Raw genomic sequence first — 25,937 nt, forward strand, 5'->3', positions numbered from 1 at the left:
ATTCTGGCCCAGCCCCCGCGCCGCGGCCAGCCCTTTCGGCCCGGCCGGAACGCCGGTGGTCAGGACGATCGCCATACCGTGTTGTGGGTCACGATGACTTGCCGTTCGACCTCGTGCGTTTGCTGGCTGTGCGCTTGCGTACTGTCTTTCGCGCCGGTGCCTTGCGCGCGGTCTTTTTTGCAGTCTTCTTCGTGGCTTTCCTGGCGACCTTGCCGGCAACCTTCTTTGTCGCCTTCTTCGCGGTTTTCTTCGTTGCCTTCTTCGCAACCTTCTTGGTTGCGGCCTTCTTCGCCACCTTCTTCGCTGTGGCCTTCTTCGTTGCCTTTTTCGCGACCTTCTTTGTCGCCTTCTTCGTAGCCTTCTTTGCGGTCTTGCGACCCGAACCAGTCTTCTTGCCGCCGCCGTCCTGCTTGTTGACCGTCGCCCAGGCGATGCGCTCGGCATCCTCTTCGGGCATGCCGCGGTCGCGCTCGCTGTCTTCGATGTGTTCAGCCTGGCGCTTCTGCTTTTCGGTATAGGCGGATTTGTCACCCCGTGGCATTTCGATGCGCTCCTCGCCGCCTGCAGTGCGGCGCGAGAGCTTGATAACAGGGACGCAGTCGAGGGGGCGGCAAGGCCATGAACGGACCGGGACCGGGCTCAGGGCCGGGTCATGACTAATGGCAGGTTCTGTATATAGAACTTGATAGTAGTGTTGCCACCAGCATAGCGGGACCCCCGACCCGCAAGACACCGTGGACCCCCGAGCCATGAGCGACCTCGACAGCCAGCTGCGCAAATTCCAGAAGGAGCTCAGTGCCGGCACCGTGTCGCTGGTGCTGCTGGCGGTGCTGGCGGCGGCGAGCGAGCCGATGTACGGCTACCAGATCGCCAAGCGCCTGGAGCGCACCGGCGAGGGCGTGCTCAGCGGCAAGCAGAGCGCGCTGTACCCGGTGCTGCGCAACCTCGGCGCCGCCGGCCTGCTCGACAGCCATGTCGAGCCGTCGATGTCGGGCCCGCCCCGTCGTTACTACCAGATCACCGATGCCGGTCGTGCGGTCCTGCAGGAATGGATCACCGCCTGGCGCGCCACCCGTGATTCCGTCGATACCGTCCTTGAAGGACCTGACAAATGAACGCGTTCAATTCCAGCAGCGCCGGCCTGCCGACCACGATCCCCGAGTACCTCGAACACCTGCGTCGCTCACTGGCCGGTGCCGATCCGGCGCTGGTGCAGGATGCGCTGTACGACGCCGAGGAATACCTGCGCTCGGAACTGGCCGAGAATCCCGGCAAGTCCGAGGCGGATGTCATCGTCGCCGTCGCCAGCAGCTACGGCGCACCGGACGAAGTCGCCGACATCTACCGCGACACCGAGGTCAAGGTGCAGACCGCGCTGCGGCCGCCGGCACCGCCGCCGCGCAAATCGGCGCTGGGCCAGTTCTTCGGCGTGATCGCCGAGCCGCGCACCTATGGCGCGCTGTTCTACATGCTGCTGTCGCTGGCCACCGGCATCTTCTATTTCACCTGGGTGGTCACCGGCATCTCGCTGTCGGCCGGACTGGGCGTGCTGATCATCGGCATCCCGTTCGTGATCCTGTACTTCGGCTCGGTGAAGATGCTGTCGCTGGTCGAGGGCCGCATCGTCGAGACGATGCTCGGCGAGCGCATGCCGCGCAGGCCGCTCTACGGCACCCGCGGTCAGCCGTTGCTGGAGCGCATCAAGGACCTCTTCATCGATCCGCGCACCTGGGCCACGCAGCTGTACTTCCTGATGATGCTGCCGCTGGGCATCCTCTACTTCACCGTGACGGTGGTCGGCCTGACGGTGTCGCTGTCGATGATCGCGGCCCCTATCGCGCTGCTGCTCGGGTTCGGTTCGCACCTGTATGTCGACGACATCGTGGTGTTCGGCGCGGCCGAGCCGTGGCTGTGGCCGCTGGCGATCCTGGCCGGCGTGGTGCTGCTGTTCGCGACGATGCACCTGGTGCGCCTGTTCGGCCAGCTGCACGGGCTGCTGGCCAAGCACATGCTGGTGAAGACGGCGCAGTACAACTGACGCGCCGTCATTCCCGCGAAGGCGGGAATCCAAGGACGTAGATGTTGCCTGGTTATGCCGTCTCTTCTGCCGCGGCCGCATGGCGCGCGATGAAGTCGCGCACCTGCGGGTACACCTCGGTGCGCCAGCGGCGACCGCTGAAGATGCCGTAATGGCCGGCGCCCTTCACGGTCAGGTGCTCGCGGTCGGCCTCGCTGACGCCGGTGCACAGCGTGTGCGCGGCGCGGGTCTGGCCCTGGCCCGAGATGTCGTCCAGCTCGCCTTCGATGGTCAGCAGGGCGGTGCCGTGGATGCGCGACGGATCGACGCGTTCGCCGCGGATGTCCCACAGGCCACGCGGCAGCAGGTGTTCCTGGAACACGATGCGCACCGTCTGCAGGTAGTACTCGGCCGGCATGTCGAGCACGGCGTTGTACTCGTCATAGAAGCGGCGATGCGCGGCGGCGTCGTCCAGATCGCCCTTGACCAGGTCCTGGTAGTAATCCCAGTGCGAGGTGAAGTGGCGCTCGGGGTTCATCGCCACGAAGCCGGCGTGCTGGAGGAAGCCCGGGTAGACGCGACGGCCGTGGCCGGGATAGTTCGCCGGCACCGGGTGGATCAGGTTGTTCTCGAACCACGCCAGCGGCTTGTACGTGGCGAGGTCGTTGACCTTGGTCGGATTCTGGCGGGTGTCGATCGGGCCGCCCATCATCACCAGCGAACGCGGCGTGTCCTCGCCACGCGCGGCCATCAGCGAGACCGCGGCCAGCACCGGCACGGTCGGCTGGCAGACGCTGATCACGTGCAGCGTCTTCGCGCCGATGTGGCGGATGAACTCCTCGACGTAGGCGACGTAATCGTCCAGCGAGAACTCGCCGTCGCTGGTCGGCACCATGCGCGCGTCGACCCAGTCGGTGATGTAGACCTTGTGGTCGCGCAGCAGCGTGCGCACGGTATCGCGCAGCAGCGTGGCGTGATGGCCCGACAATGGAGCGACGACCAGCACCGGCGGATCGTCCTTGAGGTCGCGCAGGTTGCCGGCGTCGTCGGCGTAGCGCTTGAAGCGCAGCAGCCGGCAGAACGGCTTGCGCAGCATCTCGCGCTCGACGACCGGGTAGGCCACGCCGTCGATGTCGATCGAATGGATGCCGAACTCGGGCTTCTCGTAATCCTTGCCGATCCGGTACATCAGTTCGTAGCCGGCGGCCGCCTGCGCTGCACCGGGCAGCGACGACAACCAACCGCCATGGGCGCCGAAGATCTTGGCGCTGGCTTCAGCCCAATAGGTCATCGGGGCCATCCAGGCGCGTCCAAGCTCGTGCATCTGATAGAGCATTCGTCGAATCCGGTCAGTCAGGCGGTTTGCTGCGTCGCAGCATAGAGGATCGGCGGAGCTTGAAACTGAATCGGGGTTTTGCCGCTCAGGCCGGACGTTCCAGGGCGACCAGCCGATCGGCGAGCACCGGTGCCAGCCACAGGTGCGAACCCAGCGCGGTTAGGCCCAGCGCTTCGAAGCGCTGGCGGTAGAAGCGCGCCGGCCGCTGTTTGAAGTCGTGGTTGTCGCCGTCGGTTTCGTCTTCGCGGGTGAAGGTTTCGAGGAAGGCGACGCCGCCGCACAGTTCGGCCAATGCCGGCAGGCCGCGGTCGAGTTCGCGCGTGTCGAGGTAATGCATCACGTCGCTGCAGACCAGCAGGTCGACGGGCGGGCAGGGACGCAGGTGCTGGAAGTCGGCGAAGCGGGCCAGGTGCAGGTTGCGGCGCGCGCCGTAGCGGGCAATCGCGTATTCGCTGCTGTCGAACCCCAGGTACTGCAGTTTCGGTCGCAGCTTCAGCAGCGGCGCGCGCCAGGCGCCTTCGCCGCAACCGATGTCGAGCACGCTGCGGATCGGCCGTTCCAGGTGGTACTCGGCGGTGGCCACGGCCAGTGCGACCTTGCGCGCCAGGCGCGCGCCGCTGCCGACGGCGTGGTCCTTGCTGGCGCCCTTGCGGTACCAGCGGTCGAAGTAGCTCTGGTCGTACTGCTTGCTCATGGGGTCGATCGATTGCCGTCGTTCGGGACGGGGCATCGTAATCGATCAGTGCAAAGGCACATGGATCCCGGCGTTCGCCGGGATGACGGTGACGAGGGTGTACCGGCCTTCGCCGGGATGACGGTGATGGGGTATGCCATCCTATTGCCCGCATTTCGGAGCAGAACCCATGGCCTACCTCTGGACCAAGACCGCCCACCTCGTATTCGTCATGGCCTGGATGGGCGGTGTGTTCTACCTGCCGCGCATCCTGGTCAACCTCGCCGAGGCCGGCGACGACGCGGCCGTGCGTGCGCGCCTGGTGCTGATGGGCAAGCGGCTGTACCGCTTCGGCCACATCATGTTCGGCCTCGCCTTCGTGCTCGGCCTGACGCTGTGGCTGCACTTCAAGATCAGTGGCGGCTGGCTGCACGCCAAGCTCGCGCTGGTCGCGGTGATGCTGGCGTACTTCATCGTCAGCGGACGCTGGCTCAAGGGCGTGGAAGCCGGCAAGCCGCTGCCCTCGTCGACGACGTTGCGCTGGTTCAACGAGTTGCCGGTGCTGCTGCTGGTGGCGATCGTCTACCTCGTGATCGCCAAGCCGTTCTGACCATCTCCACGCACGCCGTTCGTCCTGAGCGTAGCGCAGCGAAGTCGAAGGACCTCGCTCAGCGGAACTTCGCCGGGTCCGGCAGCGTGACCGGCACGCCATTGCCGTCGCAGTCGCCGGCCTTGCAAAGCCCCGCGCTCAGCTTCGGCATCGCCTGCAGCATGAAGTGGAAGATGGTGTTCTGCTCGACGCTGCCACGCACCGCCTCGCTGCCCGGGCCGCGCGCCCAGATGCCGACGTCGTCGCCGCCGTGTGATTCGCTGCTCATCGGCACCAGCGCTTCCTGCAGGTAATCGGGATCCTGCGTGTCGACGTTGCGCAGGTCCGGACGGCCGCGCTTGGGGATCTGCACGGCGCTGACCGAGTGCTGGAACTTTTTCGGGCCTTCTTCCTGCTGCGCGCTGGCCCCGGCATAGCCCGGGCCGTTGCTGTAGCTCAGCGTGGTGTAGGGCAGGCCGAGTGCATCGATGGCGTAGTCGCCGACCTCGCCTTCCTCACCGCTGGCGCCGCGAACCTTGTCGAGGATCGGGTTGCCGCGCACCGGGTAGCCGACGAAGCTCAGCGTGTGCGAGTGGTCGGCCGTGACCAGGATCAGCGTGTCGTCGGCCGACGTCGCGTCGGCGGCGGCCTGCACCGCTTCGCTCAGCGCGATGGTGTCGGTGAGCGCGCGATAGGCGTTGCCGTAGTGGTTGGCGTGGTCGATGCGACCGCCTTCGACCAGCAGCACGTAACCATTGGAATTCTGCTTCAGGCGCGCGATCGCGGCGCGGGTCATCTCCGCCAGCGTCGGCTCGCCGGCGCCGTCCCTCGGACGGTCGTGCGAGAACTGCATGTGGTCGTACTCGAACAGGCCCAGCAGCGGGCCCTGCATCGGCGCCGCGGCGAACTGCTGCGCGTTCCAGACATAGGTGCCGTCGGGATGGCGCTGCTTCCACTGCGCGATGAGGTCGCGACCGTCGAGGCGCTGGCCGACCTTGTCGTCGTACTCGGGATCGGACTGCTGCGCGGTCATGAACTCGCCGCGACCGCCGCCCATCAGCACGTCGGGCCCGTGGCCATAGGGCGTTTCCACCAGCTGCCGTGCGATGTCGACGCAGCCCGCGGCCCTGGCGTCCTCGGGCAGGTCGGTGTCGTTTTCCCAGTTGCGGTCTGCGGAATGGGTGAACGTCGCGCCCGGCGTGGCATGGGTGATGCGGGTGGTGGTGACGACGCCGGTGCCCAGGCCCTGGCTCGCGGCCAGTTCCCACAGCGTCAGGATCGGTGCCTGCAGCGCCTGCGCACAGTTCCGGCGGTCCGCCTGCTGGCCGATGCTGAGCACACCGGCACTCGTCTTCACGCCGGTGGCCATGGCGCTCATGGTGCCGGCCGAGTCAGGCGTCTGCGAATCGGTGTTGTAGGTCTTGCTCAGTGCGGTGGCGGGGAAGCGCTCCCAGCTCAGGCGGTTCTCTTCGCCCGAGCCGCCCTTGCGCTGGCCGTCGAGGATGCGCGCGGCAGCGACCGTGGTCAGGCTCATGCCGTCGCCGACGAACAGGATCACGTTGCGGGCCTTGCCCGACATGGCGCCACGCTGTGCGGCCTGTGCTGCGCCGTCGCGGAACCACCACGCCGCCGTCTCTTCCTTCGGGTGCGCGATGACCGGCACGTCCACGGCGAGGCCGGAGGCTGCGGCCGCGGGGCGGGCGCCCTGGCTGGCGCAGGCACTGGCGAGCACGGTGATGGCGAGGGTGAGACAGGTGTGAGGCAGTCGGGACATCGGGAGGGGTGTCAGCGGGCGAAACCGCGATTATGCAGTGCGTTATTGCAGTGCTGGGACACCGGCGTTGCATTCACGGGGTCGCAGGCCAGATCAGGCTGGGATATCGTGCAAATCCGACAGGTAAAGCAAAGCGACGGTTCCGATGAAGGTGGTTTCGGCCTGGCTCCGCATCCCGTTCTGGCAGCGCGTGCTGGCAGGATTCGTGCTGGGTGCGCTCGCCGGTTGGCTGTTCGGCCATTCCGCCGAAACCTGGTTCGGTCCGCTCGGCACGATCTACGTCAACGGCATCAAGATGATCGCAGTGCCACTGGTGTTCTTCGCGGTGATGAATGCCATCAGCAGCCTGCACGGGCAGAAATCCGTGGCGGCGCTCGGTGGGCGCACGTTCGTCTGGTTTGCGATCACCGCCGCGCTCGCGGTCGGCGTCGGCCTGTCGATGGGCTGGCTGCTGCAGCCGGGCCATGGCCTCGCCGGGCTGACGGTGGCGCCGGATTACACCGTGCGTGAAGTGCCGACACCGACGCAGGTGCTGCTCGACGTCATCCCGACCAATCCGTTCAAGGCATTGAGCGAAGGCAAGATCCTGCAGGTGATCGTGTTCGCCGGCCTGCTCGGCTTCGCCATGGTCAAGCTTGGCGAGCGCACCGCCAACCTGCGCAAGCTGGCCAGCGAGGCCAGCGATGCGATGGTGCAGGTCACCCGCTTCGTGCTCGAGCTGACCCCGCTGGGCACGTTCGGCCTGATCGCTTCGCTGGTGGGTGCCTACGGTTTCGAGAAGCTGCTGCCGCTGGGCACGTTCGTGTTTGCGCTGTACCTGGCGTGCGCGCTGCACATCGTCTTCGTGTACGGCAGCCTGCTGCTGGCGCACGGACTGAACCCGCTCAAGTTCTTCCGTGGTGCGGCGCCGGGCATGCAGGTCGCGTTCGTGGCCTCGTCGAGCTTCGCGGCGATGCCGGCGGCGATCCGCTCGGTCACGCACAACCTCGGCGTCGACAAGGATTACGCCGCGTTCGCCGTGCCGCTGGGCGCAAGCATCAAGATGGACGGCTGCGGCGCGATCTACCCGGCACTGACGTCGATGTTCGTCGCGCAGTACTTCGGCCTGCACCTGGAGCCGAGCCAGTACTTCACCATCCTCATCGCCTCCGTGCTGGGCAGCTTCGGCACCGCCGGCGTGCCGGGCACCGCGATCGTGATGGTCACGCTGGTGTTGTCGGCGGCCGGCCTGCCGCTGGAAGGCATCGGCTACCTGGTCGCCATCGACCGCGTGCTCGACATGATGCGTACGATGACCAATGTCACCGGCCAGATGCTGGTGCCGGTGCTGGTGGCGAAGGAAACCGGCCTGCTGGATCGCGAGGTTTATGAGGCTGCATCGAGCAACCTCGGCATCGCCGAGGGCGAGAAGGCCGAGATCGGGCGGCTCTGACCAATCAGGGGCCCGACTCCAGAATGAGCAGGATTTTTGCCTTTCTCGCTAGAGCGTGTGAAGAACTGGAACTGGAGATTCGCAGAGGCCCGCACGTGACGTTGCGGAGCGGTCGAACCGTTGTTTCCTGTGCGCACATTCCAATGCTGGGCGCGCAAAATGGCATGCTGATCTTTGATTCGTACGAATCGATTGCCGGGTGCTCGAAGGAGTTCGCTCAATTGGGCTATGGCTTTGCGGTGCTTGATGAGCCCGCATTCGATGAAGCGTTCGATCTTGGGGCGTATGAGGAAATGTTCTCTGACTGGGGTTGGAACTCGCTACGGTGACATGGTCTCGAGTTAGCGCAGGACCCAAATTCACATCGCTGAGAACGACGGGGCCGAGATCGAGCAGGTCTGAGCCTTCGTAGCCGGGAAGGCCTAGAGGACGCGCACGCTGCCGCGGCCGTCCTTCTGCTCGAACACGAAGCGGTAGGTCAGGCTCACCGCCTCGGGGATCGCCTGGAACTCGCCGCAGCTGGCAATCGTGTTCTCCTTCGTCTTTGCATCGGGGAACACGCAGCGCAGCGCTGGATCGAACCGCCAGCCGGCGACGGCCTTGGCTGCCGCGCCGAAGAAGGCGGTATCGACGAGCTCCGGGCCGGGGCATTCGGGCATCTTTACCAGCGGTGCCGATGAGGTGACGGCGCCGTCGCGGTCGACACTGACGCGCATGCACACGATCTGCGCGGGCAGGCGCTGCGCGAGCAGTGCGTCGGGGTAGGTCGGCGTGGCGTTGGCGCTGTCGTCCAAGGGCATCAGGAACGATTCGTTGTCGGCCAGCTGCATGCGCGTCGTCGGAGCGATCACGGCGCTGATGTCGCGCATGCCGACCTGGCCGGAGGGCGGTGCAACCTCGACGCTCGCGGGCGGCGAGACGGTTGCACACCCGGTGACCAGCAATGCAATGAGCGCAGGCAATGCTCGTGCCGTCATGGCGCTCAGACCCGCGAATACGACCACGACTGCATCCGTCCATCGCGATACGGCATCACGCCATGGAACGAGCGCGCGTCGTCGTCGAACACCAGCGGCAGGAAGTTGCGGTCGCCTTCCCACATCGGCAGCTCGTGCAGCTTGTCCAGCGGCACCCATTCCAGCGTGCCTTCCGGGTTGCTCGCGTGCGGCGTGCCGCTGAAGCGGGTGATCACGAACACGAAGCCCAGCCAGTCCTCGCCGTGCTTGCCGAAGCCTGGCCAGCTGATCGTGCCGCGCAGTTTCAGCCCCTCGCAGTCGATGCCGGCTTCTTCATGGATCTCGCGGCGCATGCCGGCGACCACATCCTCGAGCGGCTCGAGCTTGCCGCCCAGGCCGTTGTACTTGCCCAGCTGGTGGTCGTCCGGGCGCGCATTGCGATGGACCATCAGCACATGGCTGCCATCGGGCGAGAGGACGTAGCCCAGGGTGGCGACGATCGGCGTGTACGGCATCAGTGCTTCGCCTCTTCGGCCTTGAGCTGTTCGTCGAGCCGCGTTGCGGCACGCGTTGCGTAGTCCGCGCACGTCATCGGTTGCAGATGCGGCGCGGTGGTGCTGCCGGGCGTCCAGCCGCTGGCGTCGGGATGTGGCGTGATCAGCACGTCGCAGGGCAGGGCGCGCACGACTTCGACGCTATGACGGTAGTCGTCGACGATGTGCGGATAACGCGGATTGCCGGCCAGGTGGTAGCCCGGTGCCGAAAGGCTGTCGACGTAGGCGATGCGAACCGGCTTGCGCTTGCTGGTGTCGTCCCAGGTCCAGCTCATGCTGCCCGGGGTGTGGCCGGGCGTGAAGTGCACGGTAAAGCGCATGCCGCCCAGTTCCAGTACTTCGCCGTCGAGGACCAGGCGGTCGGCGCGCAGCGGCGGAAACTGGATCTCGTCGGCGAAATGCAGGTCGGCGCTGCCGCCACGGGCCAGCAGCGCGTCCGATTCGGCGTTGCTGACCACGCGCGCGCCGGTGGCGCGCTGGATCGCCGCAAGCGGGCCGGCGTGGTCGGCGTGGGCATGGCTGTGAAGGATGTACTTGAGGTCGGACGGTGCGACGCCCAGCTCGCGCATGCGGGCAAGGATCATGTCGGCGGCCTGCGGCATGCCACCGTCGATCAGCACGGCGCCTGCGTCGGTCTTCACCAGCAAGGCGCTCAGGCCGGCCGTGCCGATGTACCAGGTGTGGTCGCCGATGCGGAACGGTGCGACCGGTTGCCGCCATTCGTCCTGGGTCTCATAGGCCTTCAATTGCGGCAGGACCGGTTCTGGCTTCGCCATCGGTGCCGCGCTCGCCGACGAGGCGGCGGCGATGGCGATTGGCAGCAGGGAGGCGACAGCGGAAAGACGCAGCATTGGCATCGGCGACGGCTCACGTGGGGGATGCACAGTTTCGGCGATTTCGACGCGGCCGAGATGTGCCGGTGTTCACCCGTTGTGTCCGGATGCGGCCTACACCTTCGGCAGCGTGGTGCGCCGGTAGACCAATCGCACCGCCAGCAACGCCACCGGGATCGGCAACAACAGGCCGCACGCCGACAGCCAGCCCGGGTGCGGGACCTTGAGGATCATGCCGAGCACGCCCGACATCACCACCAGCGCGACCAGCAGCGCGGCGGCGGTCTGGTGGCGGGCGATCTTCGCCCCGGCCAGGGCGCCGGCAAACGTACCGAGCAGCCAGGCCAGCAGCACCATGAGTTTGCCCCCGAGCGGCATCTGCGCGACGAAGGCGGCAAAGGCGGCTTCGTTGGCGGGGTCGGTGATGTCCAGGCCGGGCGGTGGCGGGTAGGCCGAGTGCCCCAGCATTTCCACCAGCATGATCACCGCGACGGCGACCACCACGCCCACCAGCATGCCCAGGATCGTCCGCCCCATGGTGTCGCCCTCGATTGTCCGTTCGAATACTGGGCGCGAGGATCGCCCGCGGGCGTCCATGCCGCAAGCTCACGCCCGCCGCGCATAATCGACCTCCCCCGTCCGACGTACCACGGAGCCAGGAATGCCCGCTGCAGTTCCACGTCTGCTCGCCTTTGCCGGAAGCCTGCGCCAGGGGTCCTACAACCGGCGCCTGATCCATGTGCTGGCCGAGGGTGCGCGCGCTGCCGGGGCCGAGGTGACGCTGATCGAGCTGCGCGACTACCCGTTGCCGGTCTACGACGGCGACATCGAGTCGGCGGGCATGCCAGAGGCGGTGCGGCAGTTGCAGGCATTGATGGCGCGCCACGACGGGCTGCTGATCAGCACGCCGGAGTACAACGGTTCGATGCCGGCGCTGGTCAAGAACACGCTCGACTGGATCTCGCGGCCGACCGATGCCGGCGGTTCCGGGGTGGCGCTGTTCCAGGACAAGGTCGCCGGCATCGTGTCGGCGTCGCCCGGTCCGCTCGGCGGTCTGCGTTCTCTGCTGGTGTTGCGCGACGCGCTTGCCAAACTCGGCCTGCTGGTGGTGCCGCAGCAGGTCGCCGTCGGCCAGGCCGCTGACAAGCTGCCCGATTACGGCATCCTCAATGACGATCGACTCAGGAACGGTGTGCACGGCGTTGCCAATGCCGTCGTGCGCCATGTGCGGGCAACCCTCACCGAAGCCACCAGCGGAGCGCAGCCATGAGCGGAAGACAGCGTGAACTGAACCTGCGTTTCCTCGCCGAGCCGTCGGACGTCAACTACGGCGGCAAGGTCCACGGCGGCGTGGTGATGAAGTGGATCGACCAGGCCGGCTATGCGGCGGCGGTCGGTTGGGCGGGGACTTACAGCGTGACGGTAGCGGTGGGCGGCATCCGCTTCGTTGCGCCGATCCGTATTTCCGACATGGTCACGGTGCACACGAAGCTGGTGCACACGGGCACGACCAGCATGCATTTCGCGGTCGATGTGAAGGCGCGCGATCCGATGGACGGGCCGGAGTGCGACCGGTTGTGCACGCACTGCGTGATCGTCTTCGTCGCGCTCGACGGTGTCGACGGCAAGCCGACGCCGGTGCCGCCGTGGACGCCGCTCACCGACGTCGACCGCCACCTGGGCGAATACGCGCTCAAGGTGATGGAGCTGAGCAAGGGCATCGAGGCGACCATGGACGAGCTGAGCCAGGTGGCTTCGGAAATCTAAGCACCCGCAGCCCGTCATTCCCGCGAAGGCGGGGATCCATGGACGGTGCCCGGCGCGCAAACTAAAAAGGCCGCCCGGGGGCGGCCTTTTGAATAGCGAGCTGTCGCGCGGCTCAGATGCCGTCGAGGCGGCGGGCCTGCATGAACTTCGCGCTCCAGTAGCCGGTGTCCATGCTCGAGACCATGACGTCCTTGCCGCGGCTCGGGGCGTGCACGAAGCGGCCTTCGCCGACGTAGATGCCGACGTGGTCGACGCGGCCGCGACGGCCGAAGAAGACCAGGTCGCCGGCGCTGAGCTTGGCGCGGTCGGTGACCAGTTCGCCGCTCTTGGCCATTTCGCGCGAGACGCGCGGCAGGTCGATGCCCAGGGCGTTCTGGAAGACGTAGCCGACCAGGCCGCTGCAGTCGAAGCCCTTGTTCGGGTCGGTGCCGCCCCAGCGGTACGGCGTGCCCAGCAGGGCCATGGCGCGCTGCAGGACGGTGGCGATCTTGCCCTGTTGCGCCGTCGGCACCGACGCGGCGGCGTCGATGCCACCCGGGGCGAACAGGCGGTTGAGGTCGGTGGCCAGCAGCAGGGCGCGGTCGGACAGGCCCATGGCCTCCGGCAGCATCGTGCTGGTGGCGGCCGCAGGCGCGTCGGCCGAGTCGGCAGCCAGCGACGACGACGGCATCTGCTGGGCCAGCGCCGGCACGGCCAGCATGGCCAGCACGGCGGAGAAGAGGAATTGCATGCCGGCCCGGAAGGGGCGGCGGAGGGTTACGGCGGCTTGGCCGGTGCAGGGCGGGTTGAGCGTCACGCGGTCATCACAAAGTCGTCGACCGGGGGATCATGCCTGCCAAACGGGTGGATTGGGTTCATTTTTCGTTAAAAAATCATTAAGCGGGCTGTGGATGGTCACAATTCATGCCATCGCTAAGTCCATGTCCCCGTTCAGGAAAATTACTGAACCACCTAGTTCAGCACACGCTTGGCTCCGCTGTAGTGGTCGCGCCAGTAGCTGCCGTCGAGGGTGTCCAGGCGTACCGTTCCGCCGGTGCTGGGCGCATGGACGAAGCGGCCTTCACCGACATAGATGCCGACGTGGCTGACGTTGCCGCCTTGGCCAAAGAACACCAGGTCGCCCGCCGCAAGCCGCTCGGGGACGATCCGCGGGCCCTGGAAGCTGGCCAGGTCGCGCGAGGTCCGCGGCAGCCGCAGGTCGAGCATGTCGCGGTAGACATAGTTGACCAGCCCGCTGCAGTCGAAGCCGCCCTCGGGGGAATTGCCGCCGTAGCGGTAGGGCGTGCCGACCAGGCTGATCGCCCGCATCAGCACCGCATTGGCGGCGGCCGGATCCTGGGGCTGGACCGCCGGCCAGGTGCGTGCCGGCGGCCGCGACTGGCGCACCACCTCGTGGCCGCCACCGCAGGCGGCCAGGGCCAGGCACAGCAGCAGGAGGGAAACGGTGCGCGGCCCGCGCAGTGGCGCGGGGGCGGTGTTGCCGGGATAATGCGGCGCTTTCGTCACGGCCGTTAGCTTGGCCGTTCATGTTGCCGACGGTCAAGCCGTCGCCGCCCCCAGCTGCCGTACCGGTGGCATTCCATTTCGAGCCCCCTGCAATGAACATCGAGAAAGATCGCGTCGTCCTTTTCCATTACTCCGTTTCCGAGCAGGGCCAGGAGACGCTTGAAAGTTCGGAAGGCCGCGAGCCGCTGGCGATCCTGATCGGCCACGGCAACATCATTCCGGGCCTGGAAAAGGCGATGGAAGGCCACGTGGCCGGCGACAAGTTCGAAGTCGACGTCGCTGCCGCCGATGCTTACGGCGAGCGTCGCGAGGGCCTGACCCAGCGCGTGCCGAAGAAGCATTTCCAGGGTGCACGCCTTGAGCCGGGCATGCAGGCCGTGCTGCCGACCAACTTCGGTCCGCGCGCCGTGACCATCCAGAAGGTCGGCATGAGCGTGGTCGACGTCGACCTCAACCATCCGATGGCCGGCAAGGACCTGCACTTCGCGATCGAGATCGTGGAAGTGCGCGAGGCGTCGGCGGAAGAAGTCGAGCACGGCCATGTCCACGGCGAAGGTGGTCACCAGCACTGATTGCTGGTTGCCCTTCCGCGACATTCGACGGCCCGCGCAAGCGGGCCGTTTTCGTTTCCATGCTTTAATCGGCGCTTCTCCTGGGGAGGGGTGCGTCAATGGCGGCAACTGGCTTGCACTGGGCGCGGGCAGTCGCGCTGGCATTGTTGATGGGCGGCATCCCGATCGCACACGCAGCCCAGCCCCAAGCCGCCTTGCCTGCGGCTCCCTCCGATCCATCCGTGCCCTCCGTACCCGCCGATGCGATCGCCCTCCCACCGCCGCGCGCGGTCGATGCCGCCGACCTGTCGGCCTACGTCGATGGTGTCGTCGACGGCTACATGCGCCGCCTCGGCATTGCCGGCGTCACCGTGGCCGTGGTCGACCAGCACGGGCCGTTGCTGCTGCGCGGCTATGGCATGGCCGCACAGTCGCCGCATCGCGATGTCGATCCCGCGCGCACGCTGTTCCGCGTCGGCTCGGTGTCCAAGACCTTCACCTACCTCGAAGCGCTCAAGCTGATCGACGCCGGCAAGCTCCCGCTCGACGCGCCGGTCAACGACTACCTGCCGACCGACCTGCGCCTGCCCGACGATGGCTACCCGCCGGTGCTGGTCCGCCACCTGCTCACCCACAGCGCCGGCTACGAGGACATCGCCCTCGGCCACCTGTTCGCCAGCGCACCCGAAACCTCGTTGTCCTTGCACGACTACCTGCTCAACCACCGCCCGGCGCGGGTGCGGGCGCCGGGAACGCACGCGGTCTACTCAAACTATTCGCTTGCCCTGCTCGGTGCGGTGTTGGCCAAGGTCAACGACGTTCCTTTCGAAACGCTGGCCGAACGCGACCTGTTCGGGCCGATGGGCATGCAGCTCACCACCTTCCGCGAACCGCTCGGCCAGGGCGACGCGCGCAACGTCGACGCGCGTTTCCAGGGCCTGTGGTCGCAGGGCTTCAAGCGCGACGGCGGCGGCTACACCAGCGAGCCGTTCGAATACATCGCGCAGATCGCGCCCGCAGGCAGCGTGTCGAGCAATGCCGCCGACATGGCGCGCTACCTGACGATGCTGGTCAATCGAGGTGAACTCGACGGCCGACGCATCGTCCCGGCCGCGGCCTTCGCGCGACTGGAAGGCGAGCCGCTGTTCCGCAACGCGCCCGATGCCACCGGCTTCGCCTACGGCTTCTTCCGCAAGCGCTATGGCCAGGTGCAGAGCCTGGAGCACGGCGGCGCGACGATGTATTTCCATTCCAACCTGGTCGCCGTGCCGGAACTGGGCTTCGGCATATTCGTCTCGACCAACACCGACAACGGCGTGCGGCTCGCCGCGGAGCTGCCGCAGCTGCTGCTGCAGCGCTATTTCCCGCGCGCCCGTGACGCTGCGCTGCCGGCGCCGCCCAAGGACTTCGCCACGCGCGGGCTGGCCTACGCCGGCAAGTACTTGGGCGAGCGTCGTCCGTTCCTCGGCTTCGAGAAGCTGTTGCTGGCCAGCACCGCCACGGTCGCCGTCACCGACGACGGCTACCTGACCCTGACCAGCGGCGGCGAAAGTTCGCGCTGGGTCGAGGAGAAGCCCAACGTGTTCCGCGCCCTGCAGGGACCGGGACGGCTGGCTTTCCTCGTCGGCCAGGACGGTGCCATCACCGGCTTCGTCAGCCCCGGCGGCCACGACGTCTACGACCGCGCCGGAACGCTGGACGACTCGCAACTGCTGATCGCGATGATCGTGCTGGCCGCGCTGACCGCGCTGGCGATCATCACCGGTGCGTGGATGCGGCGCTGGAAGCGGCGCAACGGCGAATCGATGGCGGCCATGCGCAGCGCGCAATGGTTGTACGTCGCCGCTGCGGCGTGGCTGGTGCTGGCGGTGCTGCTGGCAATCGCAACCTACGGCATCGTCCAGGGCGGCAATGGCCTGATGTTCAGCTACCCGAGCGTGCCGTTGCGCCTCGCGCTGTGGTGGGCGCTGCCGGTGATGCTGCTGACGCTGGTGTGCATCGTCCAGCTGTGGCCTGCGTGGCGTGCGCGCACCTGGGGCTTCTGGCGCAAGCTGCGCCACACCAGCGCGGTCGCGATCTTCGCCTTCGCTGCGGTGCTGATGTGGTCCTGGAACATGGTTGGCTGGAAACTCTGAGGAGAGCACCCGATGCTGCGCCCGACTTTGATTGCCGCTTCGACTGCGCTTGCCCTGGCGCTGGTCGCCTGCAGCGGCTCCGCGCCGCCGGATGTTCCGCGCTATGACCTGCTGATCCGCAATGGACAGGTGTTTGACGGCACTGGTGCGCCGCCAAAGCGCGTCGATGTGGCCGTCCGTGGTGATCGCGTGGTCGCGCTGCTTGCGCCCGGCACGGCTGCGCAGGCGACGCAGGAAGTCGACGCGCATGGCCAGGCGGTCACGCCGGGTTTCATCAACGTGCTCAGCTGGGCCACCGAATCGCTGATCGCCGATGGCCGCGGCCAGGCCGACACGCGCCAGGGCGTGACCCTGGAAATCTTCGGCGAAGGCTGGTCGATGGGGCCGCTGACGCCGGCCATGAAGACCGATGCGGTCAAGCAGCAGAGCGACATCCGCTATCCCATCGAGTGGACCACGCTCGGCCAGTACCTGGAGTACCTCGAGCACCGTGGCATCACGCCGAACGTCGCCTCGTTCGTCGGCGCCGCCACCGTGCGCATCCACGAACTGGGCGAGGCCGATGTCCAGCCCGACGCGGAGCAGCTGAAGCGGATGCAGGACCAGGTGCGTCAGGCCATGCGCGAAGGAGCGCTCGGTGTCGGTGGTTCGCTGATCTATCCGCCGGGCTTCTATGCGCGCACCGACGAGCTGATCGCGCTGTCGCAGGCTGCGGCAGAATCCGGCGGTGGTTACGTCGCGCACATGCGCAGCGAAGCCAACGGCATGCTCGAGGCGCTCGACGAGACGATCGCGATCGGCCGCGTCACCGGCCAGCACGTCGAGGTCTACCACCTCAAGGCGGCCGGGCAGGGCAACTGGCCGAAGATGGCCGAAGCCATCTCGCGCATCGAGGGCGCGCGCGGGCAGGGCGTCGACATCGCCGCCAACATGTACGCCTACACCGCCGGCGCGACGGGCCTGGATGCGAGCCTGCCGCCGTGGGTGCAGGACGGTGGCCACGACGCGATGATCCGCCGCCTGAAAGATCCTGCCACGCGTGCCCGCATCATCGCCGAGATGAAGCGGATCGACGGCAAGTGGGAAAACCTGCGCCTGCAGGCCGGCTCGCCCGAGCGCGTGCTGTTCATCGGATTCAAGAGCGACAAGCTCAAGCCCCTCACCGGGCTGACCCTGGCGGAAGCCGCCAAGCAACGCGGTACCAGTGCCGAGGACACCGTGGTCGACCTGATCGTCGAGGACGACTACCGGGTCGACACCGCGTACTTCCTGATGAGCGAGGACAACGTCGAACTGGGCCTGCGCCAGCCGTGGGTGAGCCTGGGCTCGGACGCCGAGTCGTCGGCGCCGGAAGGCGTGTTCCTCAAGTCGAGCACGCACCCGCGCGCCTATGGCAACTTCGCCCGCTTCCTCGGCCATTACGTACGCGACCAGAAGCTGATGCCGCTGGAACAGGCCGTGTTCCGCCTGACCGGGCTGCCCGCGCGCAACTGGAAGCTCAAGGACCGCGGTTGCCTCGCGGTTGGCTGCTACGCCGACATCGCGGTGTTCGACCCGGCCGCGATTCGGGACAACGCCACGTTTGCCAAGCCGATGCAGTACGCGACCGGCGTCAGCGACGTATTCGTCAACGGCGTGCAGGTGCTGCGCGGCGGCGAGCACACCGGTGCCAAGCCCGGACGCGTGGTGCGCGGGCCGGGCTGGCAGGGCACGACACAGGCGAAACCATGACCGAGGCGCTTGTGCTGGCGCCGGTCGACGCGCGCCAGCGCCTTCACACGCTCGATGTCCTGCGCGGATTCGCGCTGTTCGGCATCGCGCTGATGAACGTCGAGTACTTCGGCCGCCCGCTGGCCGATGTCGGCAGCGGCGTCGATCCGTCCCAGGCCGGGCTCGACTACGCCCTGTCGCGGCTGATCTATGTATTCGTGCAGGGCAAGTTCTGGATCCTGTTCTCGCTGCTGTTCGGCATGGGCTTCGCGCTGATGGCCACGCGCGCGCAGGCGGCCGGCGGCGGATTTCCCAAACTGTACGTGCGCCGCAGCCTCGGCCTGCTGGCGATCGGACTGGTGCACGCACTGGCGATCTGGGCCGGCGACATCCTCGTCACCTACGCCATCGGCGCGTTGTTGTTGCTGCTGTTCCGCGACGCATCGCCGCAGAAGCAGGGGCGCCTCGGCGCGCTGCTGTACGGCGCACCGGTCCTGGGCCTGTTGCTGATGTCGGTGGTCATGCTGGCCATGCACGCTGCCGGCTCTACCGCAGGCGACCATGCCGACGCCGCGCATGAGGCTGCCGAGCAGGCCGCGCGGGCCGCGGAGATCGCGGCCTACTCCACTGGCTCGTGGTGGCAGGCGACCGCCGTCCGCGCGCAGTACCTGTTGACCCACGTCCCGGAGATGCTGGTGTTCGAGTGCTTCGCCCTCGGCATCTTCCTGATCGGTGCCTGGCTGCTTCGCTGCGGCGCAATCTCCGACCCGACCGCGCACGCGGCGCTCTACCGCCACCTGCGCCGCTTCGCCCTGCCGGCCGGAGTGGTGCTGGCGCTGCTCAGCGCGTCGGTGACCGTGCACCTGGACTGGAAGGACGACAGCGCGCACGCGATGCTGGCGATGGCGCTGATGCTGGCCGCCAGCCCGCTGATGAGCTTGGGCTACCTGGCGCTGGTCGTCGGCGCGCTGCAGACGGCCGCCGGCGCGCGCGTGCTCGGCCTGCTCGCACCCGCCGGGCGGATGGCGCTCAGCAATTACCTGCTGCAGTCGCTGGTGGGTACCTGGCTGTTCTACGGTCATGGGCTGGGGCTGTGGGGCAGCGTGCCGCGGCGCTGGCAGGTGGCCGGCGTGGTGGTCGGATTCGCACTGCAAGTGCTGCTCAGCCGGGTCTGGCTGGCGTACTTCCGCCATGGTCCGGCCGAATGGCTCTGGCGGGCATGGACGTATCGGCACTTTCCAGCGATGCGCGCACGCTGATCACTGCGCCAGGGATCAAAACGCAACAATCGAGAAGACCTTCGTCTGATGGCCGAGCCTACCCAAGCGTCTAAACTTGCCCCCATGGAACAACGCGAAGATGTCCTGATCGTCGGCGCCGGCGTGATTGGCCTGGCCTGCGCCCTGGCCCTGCTCGAAACCGGCCGCAGCGTGCGCGTCATCGATGCCGGCCGCATCGGCGGCGGCAGTTCGCACGGCAACTGCGGCACGATCACGCCCAGCCATGCGCCGCCGCTGGCCGCACCCGGCGTGGTGCTGAAGGCGCTGCGCTGGATGCTGACCCCGGACGCACCGCTGTACGTGCGGCCGCGCTTCGACCCGCGCCTGTGGTCGTGGCTGCTGCGCTTCGCCCTGCGCTGCAACGAGCGCGACTGGCGCGCCAGCGCGGTCGCCAAGTCGGCGATCCTCAACGACTCGCGCGCGCGACTGGCGCAATGGGTCCAGCAGTATTCGCTGGCGTGCGAGTTCGCCCCGTCCGGCGAGGACTATATCTTCCGCACCCAGGACTATTTCGAGCACACGCTCGAAGAGGTCGGCCTGCTGCGCGAACTGGGCGTTTCGGTCGATGTGGTCGAAGGCCGCGCCTACGAGGCGATGGAGCCGGCGCTCAAGCCCGGCCTGGCCGGCGCGATCCGCTTCAATGGCGATGCCGTGCTGCGGCCGGACCGCTATGTCGCCGAGCTGGCGCGGGTGGTGCGCGAGCGTGGCGGCACCATCGTCGAGGACTGTGCGTTCATCGGCGTCGAACACGAACAGGGCGGCGTGCGCGTGACGACCTCGCAGGGGCGACTGACGGCGACGGACGTGGTCATGGCGCTCGGCGCGTGGTCACCGAAGCTGGCCGATGCCATCGGCGCACCGGCGCTGAAGCGCACCATGCAACCGGGCAAGGGCTACTCGATCACCTATTCATCGCCGCCGCTGGTGCCCAGGCGCCCGCTGGTGCTGCGCGAGCGCCAGGTCTGCGTGACGGCCTGGGGCAGCGGCTACCGCCTCGGCAGCACCATGGAATTCAGCGGCTTCGACGACAGCCTCAACCCGCGCCGGCTGGCGGCGCTGGAGCGCGGCGCCGGCGAGTACCTGCACGAGCCGGTCGGCGCGCAGAAGCAGGAGCAGTGGTTCGGCTGGCGCCCGATGAGCTGCGACGACGTGCCGATCATCGGCCAGGTGCCGGGGCGTGATCACATCTGGTTGGCGACCGGTCACGGCATGATGGGCGTCAGCATGAGTTCGGCGACCGGCCAGCTGGTCGCCGACCTGATCGCGGGGCATCAACCGGCGATCGATCCTGCGCCCTTCCGCATCGAGCGATTCGAATGAATGCCAAGCCCGCCACCAGCGAATTCGACCTCATCGTGATCGGGGGCGGATCCGGTGGCCTGGCAGGGGCCTTCCGCGCCGCCGAACATGGCGCACGCGTGGCACTGCTCGAACCGCACCTGCTCGGCGGCACCTGCGTCAATGTCGGCTGCGTGCCGAAGAAGGCGATGTGGCTGGCCGCGGAGGTTGCCAGCAAGCTGGCCATGGCCCCGACGCTGGGATTTCCGGTGCAGCCGGCACCGTTGAACTGGCCAGATTTCATCGTCCACCGTGAGCGCTACATCGAAGGCATCCACGCCAGCTACCGGCGCCGCCTGGATGCGGCCGGCATCGTGCTCGCGCCGATGCGCGCGCACCTGGTCGATGCAAACACCGTCGAGTGCGAGAACGGCGCGCGGCTGCGGGCGCGCCACCTGCTCATCGCCACCGGCGGGCGACCGGAGCGACCGGACATTCCCGGCGCCCACCTGGGTGCCGTTTCCGACGATTTCTTCCAGTGGCGCGCCGCGCCCGGGCGCGTGGCCATCGTCGGTGGCGGTTACATCGCGGTGGAACTGGCCGGCGTACTGCAGGCGCTGGGCAGCCGCGTCGAGATGTTCGTGCGCGGCCCGCACCTGCTCAGGGGCTTCGATCATGAGGTGGTCGAGCAGCTGACCGAAGACTACCGCCAGTCCGGCGTACGCCTGCACTTCGGCCAGACCCTCGTCGCCGTCGAGGCGGACGCTGGCGGCGTGCGCCTGCGCGATGCCGATGGCAGCGCCAGCGAACGGTTCGATGCATTGCTGTTCGCTACCGGGCGCCAACCCAATAGCGAACGCATGGGCCTGGAGGCGGTGGGCGTTGCCACCGATGCGGACGGCCACATCGTCGTCAACGAGCGCCATGAAACGACGGTCGACGGCGTGTACGCCGTCGGCGACATCACCGCCAATGCACAGCTAACGCCGGTCGCGATCGCCGCTGCGCGGCGCCTGATGGACCGCGTCTACGGTGGCAGCCACGCCGTGCTGGACCAGCGCGACATCCCGACGGTGGTGTTTTCGCATCCACCGTTCGGCCAGGTCGGCTTGACCGAGGCCGAGGCCAGTGCCGAGCACGGTGAGACGGACGTGCACGTCTATCGCGCCGCGTTCCGGCCGATGCTTCACGCGCTGGCCGATGTGCCGCAGCGCAGCCTGTTCAAGCTCGTCTGCGTCGGCGACGACCGCCGCGTGGTCGGCATCCACCTGATGGGCGAAGCGGCCGACGAGATCCTGCAAGGGTTCGCGGTCGCCCTCAAGCGTGGCATCACCCTGCAGGATCTGCGCGATACCGTGGCGATCCATCCCACCAGCGCCGAGGAAGTGGTGCTGATGCGCTGACAAGCGCGGTTACCGGACATTGAAATGAACGACGACATCTACACCCTGCATCGCGGCACCGCGCCGCTGCTGGTCAGCCTTCCGCACGACGGCAGCCACATCCCGCAAGACCTGGCCGCGCGCATGACAGAACGCGCGCGGATTGCACCCGACACCGACTGGCACGTGTCGATCCTCTACGACTTCGCGCGTGAACTCGGGGCATCGATCATCGTTCCGCGCCATTCGCGCTACGTCGTCGACCTCAATCGTCCGCCGGACGACACCTCGCTGTACCCCGGCCAGAACACCACCGGCCTGTGCCCGGCGGTGCAGTTCACCGGCGAGCCGGTGTACCTGGAAGGACAGGCGCCATCGCCCGACGAAGTCGCCCTGCGCGTGGACACTTACTGGCGCCCGTACCACGAAGCACTGCGCGCCGAGCTCGACCGCATCCATGGCCAGCACGGCAGCGTGGTGCTGTGGGAAGGGCATTCGATCCGCGGCAGCGGCCTGCCGTTCCTGTTCGAGGGCCGGCTGCCCGACCTCAACCTGGGCACGTCCGCCGGTGCCAGTTGCGCGCCGGCGCTGCAGCACCGGCTCGAAGCGGTGCTGGCGTCGCAGGACGAGTACGACTTCGTCGTCAACGGCCGCTTCAAGGGCGGTTACATCACCCGCCACTACGGTGAGCCGGCGCGTGGCATCGATGCCGTGCAGATGGAGATCAGCCAGCGCAACTACATGGACGAGGACAGCTTCGCCTACGACGCCGGCAAGGCCGGGCACCTGCGCAAGCTGCTGATGGCGCTGTTGCAGGCCACTCTGAAGCGATGAAGGCGGACGCGTGACCGACGCAGCCGTGCTGACAGCGGCACAGGCACGGGCGCTGCACCTCGCCGCGCAGGGCCTGGCCGCTCGTCCGCGCCGGCGCGCGGGCAAGGCCGACCTGCTCGCGGCCATCAAGCGCATGCAACTGCTGCAGATCGACACCATCCACGTCGTCGCACGCAGCCCGTACCTGGTGCTTTTCTCCCGCGTCGGCCCCTACCCGGCGCAGTGGCTGGACGAGTTGCTGGCGCAGCGCGAGATCTTCGAGACCTGGGCCCACGAGGCCTGTTTCGCGCCGTGCAGCGATTACACGCTGCTGCGCAGTGCGATAGAGCATCGGGACCACCACTGGGCCATCCGCAATGCCCGCCGCCGCCAGGCCGAGCACGGTGCGGACATCGCACGACTGCTCGCGCACGTGCGTGAGCGCGGCGCAGTGAAGGCGGCCGATTTCGAGCGCGAAGCCGGCAGCGGCACGGGCGGCGGCTGGTGGCAATGGAAGGACGAGAAACTGTGGCTGGAAACCGCGTTCGCACTGGGCGAGCTGATGGTCAGCCGGCGCGAGAACTTCCATCGCGTCTACGACCTTGCCGAACGCGTGATCGGCCAGGTGCAGCCGGACTGGGACAGCGCCACGGTCGCGACCGATCTGGCCCGGCGTGAGTTGTTGCTCAAGTCGGTGCGCGCGCTCGGTGTCACCCAGGCGCGCTGGATTGCCGACTACTACCGCCTGCGTCCACGCCTGCGCGACAGCGACCTCGATGCGCTGGTGGAAGAGGGCGCCTTGCTGCGGGTCGAGGTCAGGGGCTGGCAGGCGCCGGGTTACGTGCATCGCGATCTTGCGCCGCAGCTGGCGCTGGCGTGCGCCGGTCGCCTGCGCGCGACGCACGCCACGCTGCTGTCGCCATTCGATCCGGTGGTATGGGATCGCGAGCGCGCCAGCGAGTTCTTCGGCTTCGACTACACACTGGAGTGCTATACGCCGGAGCCCAAGCGCCGCTACGGCTACTTCGTGCTGCCGATCCTGGTCGGCGGCCGCCTGGTCGGCAGGCTCGACGCCAAGGCGCACCGGCGCGAGGGCGTGTTCGAGGTCAAGGCGCTGTATCTGGAAGAAGGGGGCGTCGCCGACGAAGCGCTGGCGCAGTCCGTGGCCCGCGCGATCGACGACTGCGCGCGCTGGCACCAGACGCCGCGGATGACACTGGGACGTTGTCGACCGGCCGCATTCGCGCGGCTGCTGAAGACGCAACTCGCCGCGATGCGCTGAGCGCGCACCGCGGCGAGCTTCCGGCTATTTGGCGGTGCCGGCCGAAGCGGCGCCTGCACCCGGACCGATGTTCTGGTTGAGGAAGGCCTCGATGCGCTTGTACACCTCGGTGCGGTTTTCCGGCTTGTAGAAGCCGTGGCCTTCGCCCTTGACCACCATGGTGTCGACCTTGACCCCGGCGTTGCGGAAGCCGGCGACCATCGCATCGAATTGATCCATCGGCACCTGCCGGTCAACGGAGCCATGAATCAGCATCACCGGCACCTTGATCTTATCGGCGTTGCGCGCCGGCGAGTTGGCGATCAGTTCGGCCGGGTCACTGCCCAGGGCCAGCTCCAGGTAGTCCTTGCCGACTTCGAACGCCTGGATGTTGCCGACCTTCTTCATCAGCGGAAGGTCGTATATGCCGGCGGTGCCGATTGCGCAGCGGTAGAGGTCAGGGTAGCGGATCGGATTCATCAACGAGGCGTAGCCGCCGAAGCTGCCGCCATATGTGCAGATGCGGCTCGAGTCGACGAGTTTCTGGTCGATGGCCCAGCGCACGCCGTCGGCAATGTCGTCCATCATCTTGCCGCCCCATTGGCGGTAGCCGGAACGAACGAAGTCGATGCCGCGATTGCCTGATCCGCGGAAGTTGACCTGCAGCACGGCGTAGCCGCGACTGGCCAGGAACTGGACGTCGCGGTTGTACTCCCACGCGTCGAAGATGCCGTGCGGACCGCCGTGTGGCATCACGACCAGCGGCTGTGGGCCCTGGCTGCCGGGCGGCGCGGTGTACAGGCCATGCAGGGTGAGACCATCACGCGAGGCAAAGGTGATCGGTCGCGTCTGCGCCATGCGCCCGGCCTGGATCCATGGCTGCATCTCGTTGATCAGCTGGATCTGGCTGGTCTTGCGATCGAACACGTAATAGCCACCCGGCGTGCGGTCGCTGCCGGTCTGGAACAGCACCTTGCTGTTGTCCTGGCTGAATTGCGTCATCCACACCAGCTGGCCTGGGAACGCCTTCATCAGTCCGGCATGCAGCCGCGCCCACTCCGATGTCGTGTCCAGGTACTGCACGCTCGGCGAGGGCGTGTTGTAGACGACCGCAAAGGGTGCGCCGTCATGACCCGCGCGCATCACCGCGGCAAACGGTCCGCCGTTGCTGCCACCCGGAAGCTCTGCGCTGATGTCGATATCGTCGCGTCCTGCCAGCTTGGTGCGCGTGCCAGCGGACAAGCTCACGCGGTAGAGCTGGGCTGGTTCGCGTTTGTCCGAGATCAGTGCGTAGGCAGTGTCGTCGTCGGCATCCACGTGCAAAAGGTGCATGGAGAAACCGGCCAGGGTCGGCGGCACCGGCGTCCACTCCTTGTCGTCCGGTTTCGGGCGATAGGCGAGATACGGCTTGTAGATCTCCGGGTCGCCAATCACGCGTAGCCGTGCGCGACCCTTGCCGTCAAAATCGAAGTCCGCCGCCTGCGGCGAGAACTCGACCTGACGGCGTTCGCCCGTGGCGGTGTTGACGCGATACAGCGTCGTTGGCATGGCCTCGTCGTGCGGCGACCACCATGCGGTGTAATTGACCACGGCCATTCCTGGCTCGGAATCGAGTAGTTTCACGATCCACGCGAAACCCTCGTCCTTGCGACGCCCCCCGACGACGCCGTCGTCCTCGATGTATGCAAAGAGGATCTGCTGCTTCTTTCCGGTGATGTCGGCGGAAACCAGCTCGCCCTGGCTGACCGGCTGCGCCTTCATGGGCTCCATTCTTGCGCGCGAGACCACGATGCGGTCAGGGCTGGTCCAGACCACGTCCGTCACGTGCTGGCGTTTGCCGAAGCTCAGGGCCTGGGTCTTGCCGCTACCGTCGAGCGCGACAATCAGCAACTGGGTCTCGTCGCCATTCGCGGCTGGCACCGACATCGCCACATGGCGACCATCCGGCGCAAGCGCGACTTCATACACTTCGTCCAGACGGGCGAAATCCTCGACCGGAAGCGCCTGCGCCGCTGCCACGACGGGCAGCATGGATACCAAACCGGCAATCAGCCGGCGACTCATTGCGTGCATCGGTTGGCCCTCCCCAA

General features: G+C 67.3%; 26 protein-coding genes. 15 read left to right on the forward strand and 11 right to left on the reverse strand.

Annotated features, from left to right (window positions below; genetic code table 11):
* Positions 1–88: 88 nt before the first annotated feature.
* Entirely contained in the window at positions 89–541 is a 453-nt protein-coding gene (locus ACFOPO_RS02785) for a hypothetical protein (RefSeq protein ID WP_386700616.1), read from the reverse strand.
* A 208-nt stretch (positions 542–749) separates the two neighbouring features.
* Between ACFOPO_RS02785 and ACFOPO_RS02790 the strand changes: the two genes are divergently transcribed.
* Positions 750–1,115: a PadR family transcriptional regulator gene (locus ACFOPO_RS02790; protein WP_386700618.1), complete on the forward strand. Its 366-nt coding sequence runs from the start codon at positions 750–752 to the stop codon at positions 1,113–1,115.
* A complete protein-coding gene (locus ACFOPO_RS02795) occupies positions 1,112–2,038 on the forward strand; it encodes a sensor domain-containing protein (RefSeq protein WP_386700621.1) in 927 nt (308 codons plus the stop codon). The genes ACFOPO_RS02790 and ACFOPO_RS02795 overlap by 4 nt, the downstream gene beginning before the upstream one ends.
* A 52-nt stretch (positions 2,039–2,090) precedes the next feature.
* Here ACFOPO_RS02795 and ACFOPO_RS02800 read toward each other — a convergent pair whose 3' ends face one another.
* Positions 2,091–3,353 carry a polyhydroxyalkanoate depolymerase gene (locus tag ACFOPO_RS02800; protein ID WP_386700623.1) on the reverse strand — a complete coding sequence of 421 codons (1,263 nt, stop codon included), beginning with the start codon at positions 3,351–3,353 and terminating at the stop codon, positions 2,091–2,093.
* Between the two features lie 85 nt (positions 3,354–3,438).
* Positions 3,439–4,047 carry a class I SAM-dependent DNA methyltransferase gene (locus tag ACFOPO_RS02805; RefSeq protein WP_386700625.1) on the reverse strand — a complete coding sequence of 203 codons (609 nt, stop codon included), beginning with the start codon at positions 4,045–4,047 and terminating at the stop codon, positions 3,439–3,441.
* A 169-nt stretch (positions 4,048–4,216) separates the two neighbouring features.
* On the opposite strand from ACFOPO_RS02805, the gene ACFOPO_RS02810 reads away from it, so the two are divergent.
* Positions 4,217–4,636 carry a CopD family protein gene (locus ACFOPO_RS02810; protein ID WP_386700627.1) on the forward strand — a complete coding sequence of 140 codons (420 nt, stop codon included), beginning with the start codon at positions 4,217–4,219 and terminating at the stop codon, positions 4,634–4,636.
* 58 nt (positions 4,637–4,694) lie between these two features.
* Here the strand turns inward: ACFOPO_RS02810 and ACFOPO_RS02815 are convergent, their stop codons facing one another.
* A complete protein-coding gene (locus ACFOPO_RS02815) occupies positions 4,695–6,389 on the reverse strand; it encodes an alkaline phosphatase (protein WP_386700629.1) in 1,695 nt (564 codons plus the stop codon).
* 145 nt (positions 6,390–6,534) lie between these two features.
* On the opposite strand from ACFOPO_RS02815, the gene ACFOPO_RS02820 reads away from it, so the two are divergent.
* Together ACFOPO_RS02820 and ACFOPO_RS02825 are read left to right on the forward strand one after the other, a co-directional pair.
* On the forward strand, positions 6,535–7,821 hold the full coding sequence (locus ACFOPO_RS02820) for a dicarboxylate/amino acid:cation symporter (protein ID WP_386700631.1): 1,287 nt from the start codon (positions 6,535–6,537) through the stop codon (positions 7,819–7,821).
* A gap of 23 nt (positions 7,822–7,844) precedes the next feature.
* Positions 7,845–8,150, forward strand: coding sequence for a hypothetical protein (locus ACFOPO_RS02825; protein ID WP_386700633.1), 306 nt, complete (start codon positions 7,845–7,847; stop codon positions 8,148–8,150).
* A 93-nt stretch (positions 8,151–8,243) separates the two neighbouring features.
* On the opposite strand, the gene ACFOPO_RS02830 is transcribed toward ACFOPO_RS02825, so the two are convergent.
* From ACFOPO_RS02830 to ACFOPO_RS02845, 4 genes are all read right to left on the reverse strand, one after another.
* Complete coding sequence (locus tag ACFOPO_RS02830) at positions 8,244–8,798, reverse strand: hypothetical protein (protein WP_386700635.1); 555 nt, start codon at positions 8,796–8,798, stop codon at positions 8,244–8,246.
* Positions 8,799–8,803: 5 nt separating this feature from the next.
* On the reverse strand, positions 8,804–9,292 hold the full coding sequence (locus tag ACFOPO_RS02835; RefSeq protein WP_386700637.1) for an NUDIX domain-containing protein: 489 nt from the start codon (positions 9,290–9,292) through the stop codon (positions 8,804–8,806).
* The gene (bla, locus tag ACFOPO_RS02840; protein WP_386701257.1) at positions 9,292–10,179 is read right to left on the reverse strand and encodes a subclass B3 metallo-beta-lactamase; all 888 of its coding nucleotides are present in this window, start codon (positions 10,177–10,179) and stop codon (positions 9,292–9,294) included. Before bla ends, ACFOPO_RS02835 begins: the two co-directional genes overlap by 1 nt.
* A gap of 99 nt (positions 10,180–10,278) precedes the next feature.
* Positions 10,279–10,701 (reverse strand): hypothetical protein, encoded by a 423-nt coding sequence (locus ACFOPO_RS02845; RefSeq protein WP_386700640.1) that lies wholly within the window; start codon positions 10,699–10,701, stop codon positions 10,279–10,281.
* A gap of 124 nt (positions 10,702–10,825) precedes the next feature.
* On the opposite strand from ACFOPO_RS02845, the gene ACFOPO_RS02850 reads away from it, so the two are divergent.
* Positions 10,826–11,434, forward strand: coding sequence for an NADPH-dependent FMN reductase (locus ACFOPO_RS02850; RefSeq protein WP_386700643.1), 609 nt, complete (start codon positions 10,826–10,828; stop codon positions 11,432–11,434).
* Entirely contained in the window at positions 11,431–11,931 is a 501-nt protein-coding gene (locus tag ACFOPO_RS02855; RefSeq protein WP_386700645.1) for an acyl-CoA thioesterase, read from the forward strand. The genes ACFOPO_RS02850 and ACFOPO_RS02855 overlap by 4 nt, the downstream gene beginning before the upstream one ends.
* Positions 11,932–12,043: 112 nt before the next feature.
* Here the strand turns inward: ACFOPO_RS02855 and ACFOPO_RS02860 are convergent, their stop codons facing one another.
* Together ACFOPO_RS02860 and ACFOPO_RS02865 are read right to left on the reverse strand one after the other, a co-directional pair.
* Entirely contained in the window at positions 12,044–12,661 is a 618-nt protein-coding gene (locus tag ACFOPO_RS02860; protein WP_386700647.1) for a C40 family peptidase, read from the reverse strand.
* Between the two features lie 221 nt (positions 12,662–12,882).
* Positions 12,883–13,392 carry a C40 family peptidase gene (locus tag ACFOPO_RS02865; RefSeq protein WP_386701259.1) on the reverse strand — a complete coding sequence of 170 codons (510 nt, stop codon included), beginning with the start codon at positions 13,390–13,392 and terminating at the stop codon, positions 12,883–12,885.
* Positions 13,393–13,529: 137 nt separating this feature from the next.
* Between ACFOPO_RS02865 and ACFOPO_RS02870 the strand changes: the two genes are divergently transcribed.
* The 8 genes from ACFOPO_RS02870 (at position 13,530) to ACFOPO_RS02905 (ending at position 23,868) form a co-directional block, all read left to right on the forward strand.
* Positions 13,530–14,009 (forward strand): peptidylprolyl isomerase, encoded by a 480-nt coding sequence (locus tag ACFOPO_RS02870; RefSeq protein ID WP_386700649.1) that lies wholly within the window; start codon positions 13,530–13,532, stop codon positions 14,007–14,009.
* A 221-nt stretch (positions 14,010–14,230) separates the two neighbouring features.
* A complete protein-coding gene (locus tag ACFOPO_RS02875) occupies positions 14,231–16,123 on the forward strand; it encodes a serine hydrolase domain-containing protein (protein ID WP_386700651.1) in 1,893 nt (630 codons plus the stop codon).
* A gap of 12 nt (positions 16,124–16,135) precedes the next feature.
* Entirely contained in the window at positions 16,136–17,854 is a 1,719-nt protein-coding gene (locus ACFOPO_RS02880; protein WP_386700653.1) for an amidohydrolase family protein, read from the forward strand.
* Entirely contained in the window at positions 17,851–19,092 is a 1,242-nt protein-coding gene (locus ACFOPO_RS02885) for a DUF418 domain-containing protein (protein ID WP_386700655.1), read from the forward strand. The genes ACFOPO_RS02880 and ACFOPO_RS02885 overlap by 4 nt, the downstream gene beginning before the upstream one ends.
* 84 nt (positions 19,093–19,176) lie before the next feature.
* Positions 19,177–20,433, forward strand: coding sequence for an NAD(P)/FAD-dependent oxidoreductase (locus ACFOPO_RS02890; RefSeq protein ID WP_386700657.1), 1,257 nt, complete (start codon positions 19,177–19,179; stop codon positions 20,431–20,433).
* Positions 20,430–21,794, forward strand: a complete 1,365-nt coding sequence (gene gorA, locus ACFOPO_RS02895) for a glutathione-disulfide reductase (RefSeq protein ID WP_386700659.1) — start codon at positions 20,430–20,432, stop codon at positions 21,792–21,794. The genes ACFOPO_RS02890 and gorA overlap by 4 nt, the downstream gene beginning before the upstream one ends.
* 24 nt (positions 21,795–21,818) lie before the next feature.
* Positions 21,819–22,607, forward strand: a complete 789-nt coding sequence (gene hutG, locus ACFOPO_RS02900) for an N-formylglutamate deformylase (RefSeq protein ID WP_386700661.1) — start codon at positions 21,819–21,821, stop codon at positions 22,605–22,607.
* 10 nt (positions 22,608–22,617) lie between these two features.
* Positions 22,618–23,868 carry a winged helix-turn-helix domain-containing protein gene (locus ACFOPO_RS02905; RefSeq protein WP_386700663.1) on the forward strand — a complete coding sequence of 417 codons (1,251 nt, stop codon included), beginning with the start codon at positions 22,618–22,620 and terminating at the stop codon, positions 23,866–23,868.
* A gap of 24 nt (positions 23,869–23,892) precedes the next feature.
* On the opposite strand, the gene ACFOPO_RS02910 is transcribed toward ACFOPO_RS02905, so the two are convergent.
* Positions 23,893–25,911, reverse strand: a complete 2,019-nt coding sequence (locus tag ACFOPO_RS02910; RefSeq protein WP_386700665.1) for a prolyl oligopeptidase family serine peptidase — start codon at positions 25,909–25,911, stop codon at positions 23,893–23,895.
* Positions 25,912–25,937 lie beyond the last annotated feature (26 nt).

The organism is Lysobacter sp. GCM10012299 (genome assembly GCF_042649405.1).
In the GTDB taxonomy this organism is placed as follows: Bacteria; Pseudomonadota; Gammaproteobacteria; order Xanthomonadales; family Xanthomonadaceae; genus Lysobacter_J.

What these genes read in the sequence shown, in the direction of transcription:
- ACFOPO_RS02785 (WP_386700616.1), bottom strand. Translation starts at nt 541, where the DNA reads ATGCCACGGGGTGACAAATCCGCCTATACCGAAAAGCAGAAGCGCCAG.
- ACFOPO_RS02790 (WP_386700618.1), top strand. Translation starts at nt 750, where the DNA reads ATGAGCGACCTCGACAGCCAGCTGCGCAAATTCCAGAAGGAGCTCAGT.
- ACFOPO_RS02795 (WP_386700621.1), top strand. Translation starts at nt 1,112, where the DNA reads ATGAACGCGTTCAATTCCAGCAGCGCCGGCCTGCCGACCACGATCCCC.
- ACFOPO_RS02800 (WP_386700623.1), bottom strand. Translation starts at nt 3,353, where the DNA reads ATGCTCTATCAGATGCACGAGCTTGGACGCGCCTGGATGGCCCCGATG.
- ACFOPO_RS02805 (WP_386700625.1), bottom strand. Translation starts at nt 4,047, where the DNA reads ATGAGCAAGCAGTACGACCAGAGCTACTTCGACCGCTGGTACCGCAAG.
- ACFOPO_RS02810 (WP_386700627.1), top strand. Translation starts at nt 4,217, where the DNA reads ATGGCCTACCTCTGGACCAAGACCGCCCACCTCGTATTCGTCATGGCC.
- ACFOPO_RS02815 (WP_386700629.1), bottom strand. Translation starts at nt 6,389, where the DNA reads ATGTCCCGACTGCCTCACACCTGTCTCACCCTCGCCATCACCGTGCTC.
- ACFOPO_RS02820 (WP_386700631.1), top strand. Translation starts at nt 6,535, where the DNA reads ATGAAGGTGGTTTCGGCCTGGCTCCGCATCCCGTTCTGGCAGCGCGTG.
- ACFOPO_RS02825 (WP_386700633.1), top strand. Translation starts at nt 7,845, where the DNA reads ATGAGCAGGATTTTTGCCTTTCTCGCTAGAGCGTGTGAAGAACTGGAA.
- ACFOPO_RS02830 (WP_386700635.1), bottom strand. Translation starts at nt 8,798, where the DNA reads ATGACGGCACGAGCATTGCCTGCGCTCATTGCATTGCTGGTCACCGGG.
- ACFOPO_RS02835 (WP_386700637.1), bottom strand. Translation starts at nt 9,292, where the DNA reads ATGCCGTACACGCCGATCGTCGCCACCCTGGGCTACGTCCTCTCGCCC.
- ACFOPO_RS02845 (WP_386700640.1), bottom strand. Translation starts at nt 10,701, where the DNA reads ATGGGGCGGACGATCCTGGGCATGCTGGTGGGCGTGGTGGTCGCCGTC.
- ACFOPO_RS02850 (WP_386700643.1), top strand. Translation starts at nt 10,826, where the DNA reads ATGCCCGCTGCAGTTCCACGTCTGCTCGCCTTTGCCGGAAGCCTGCGC.
- ACFOPO_RS02855 (WP_386700645.1), top strand. Translation starts at nt 11,431, where the DNA reads ATGAGCGGAAGACAGCGTGAACTGAACCTGCGTTTCCTCGCCGAGCCG.
- ACFOPO_RS02860 (WP_386700647.1), bottom strand. Translation starts at nt 12,661, where the DNA reads ATGCAATTCCTCTTCTCCGCCGTGCTGGCCATGCTGGCCGTGCCGGCG.
- ACFOPO_RS02870 (WP_386700649.1), top strand. Translation starts at nt 13,530, where the DNA reads ATGAACATCGAGAAAGATCGCGTCGTCCTTTTCCATTACTCCGTTTCC.
- ACFOPO_RS02880 (WP_386700653.1), top strand. Translation starts at nt 16,136, where the DNA reads ATGCTGCGCCCGACTTTGATTGCCGCTTCGACTGCGCTTGCCCTGGCG.
- ACFOPO_RS02885 (WP_386700655.1), top strand. Translation starts at nt 17,851, where the DNA reads ATGACCGAGGCGCTTGTGCTGGCGCCGGTCGACGCGCGCCAGCGCCTT.
- ACFOPO_RS02890 (WP_386700657.1), top strand. Translation starts at nt 19,177, where the DNA reads ATGGAACAACGCGAAGATGTCCTGATCGTCGGCGCCGGCGTGATTGGC.
- gorA (WP_386700659.1), top strand. Translation starts at nt 20,430, where the DNA reads ATGAATGCCAAGCCCGCCACCAGCGAATTCGACCTCATCGTGATCGGG.
- hutG (WP_386700661.1), top strand. Translation starts at nt 21,819, where the DNA reads ATGAACGACGACATCTACACCCTGCATCGCGGCACCGCGCCGCTGCTG.
- ACFOPO_RS02910 (WP_386700665.1), bottom strand. Translation starts at nt 25,911, where the DNA reads ATGAGTCGCCGGCTGATTGCCGGTTTGGTATCCATGCTGCCCGTCGTG.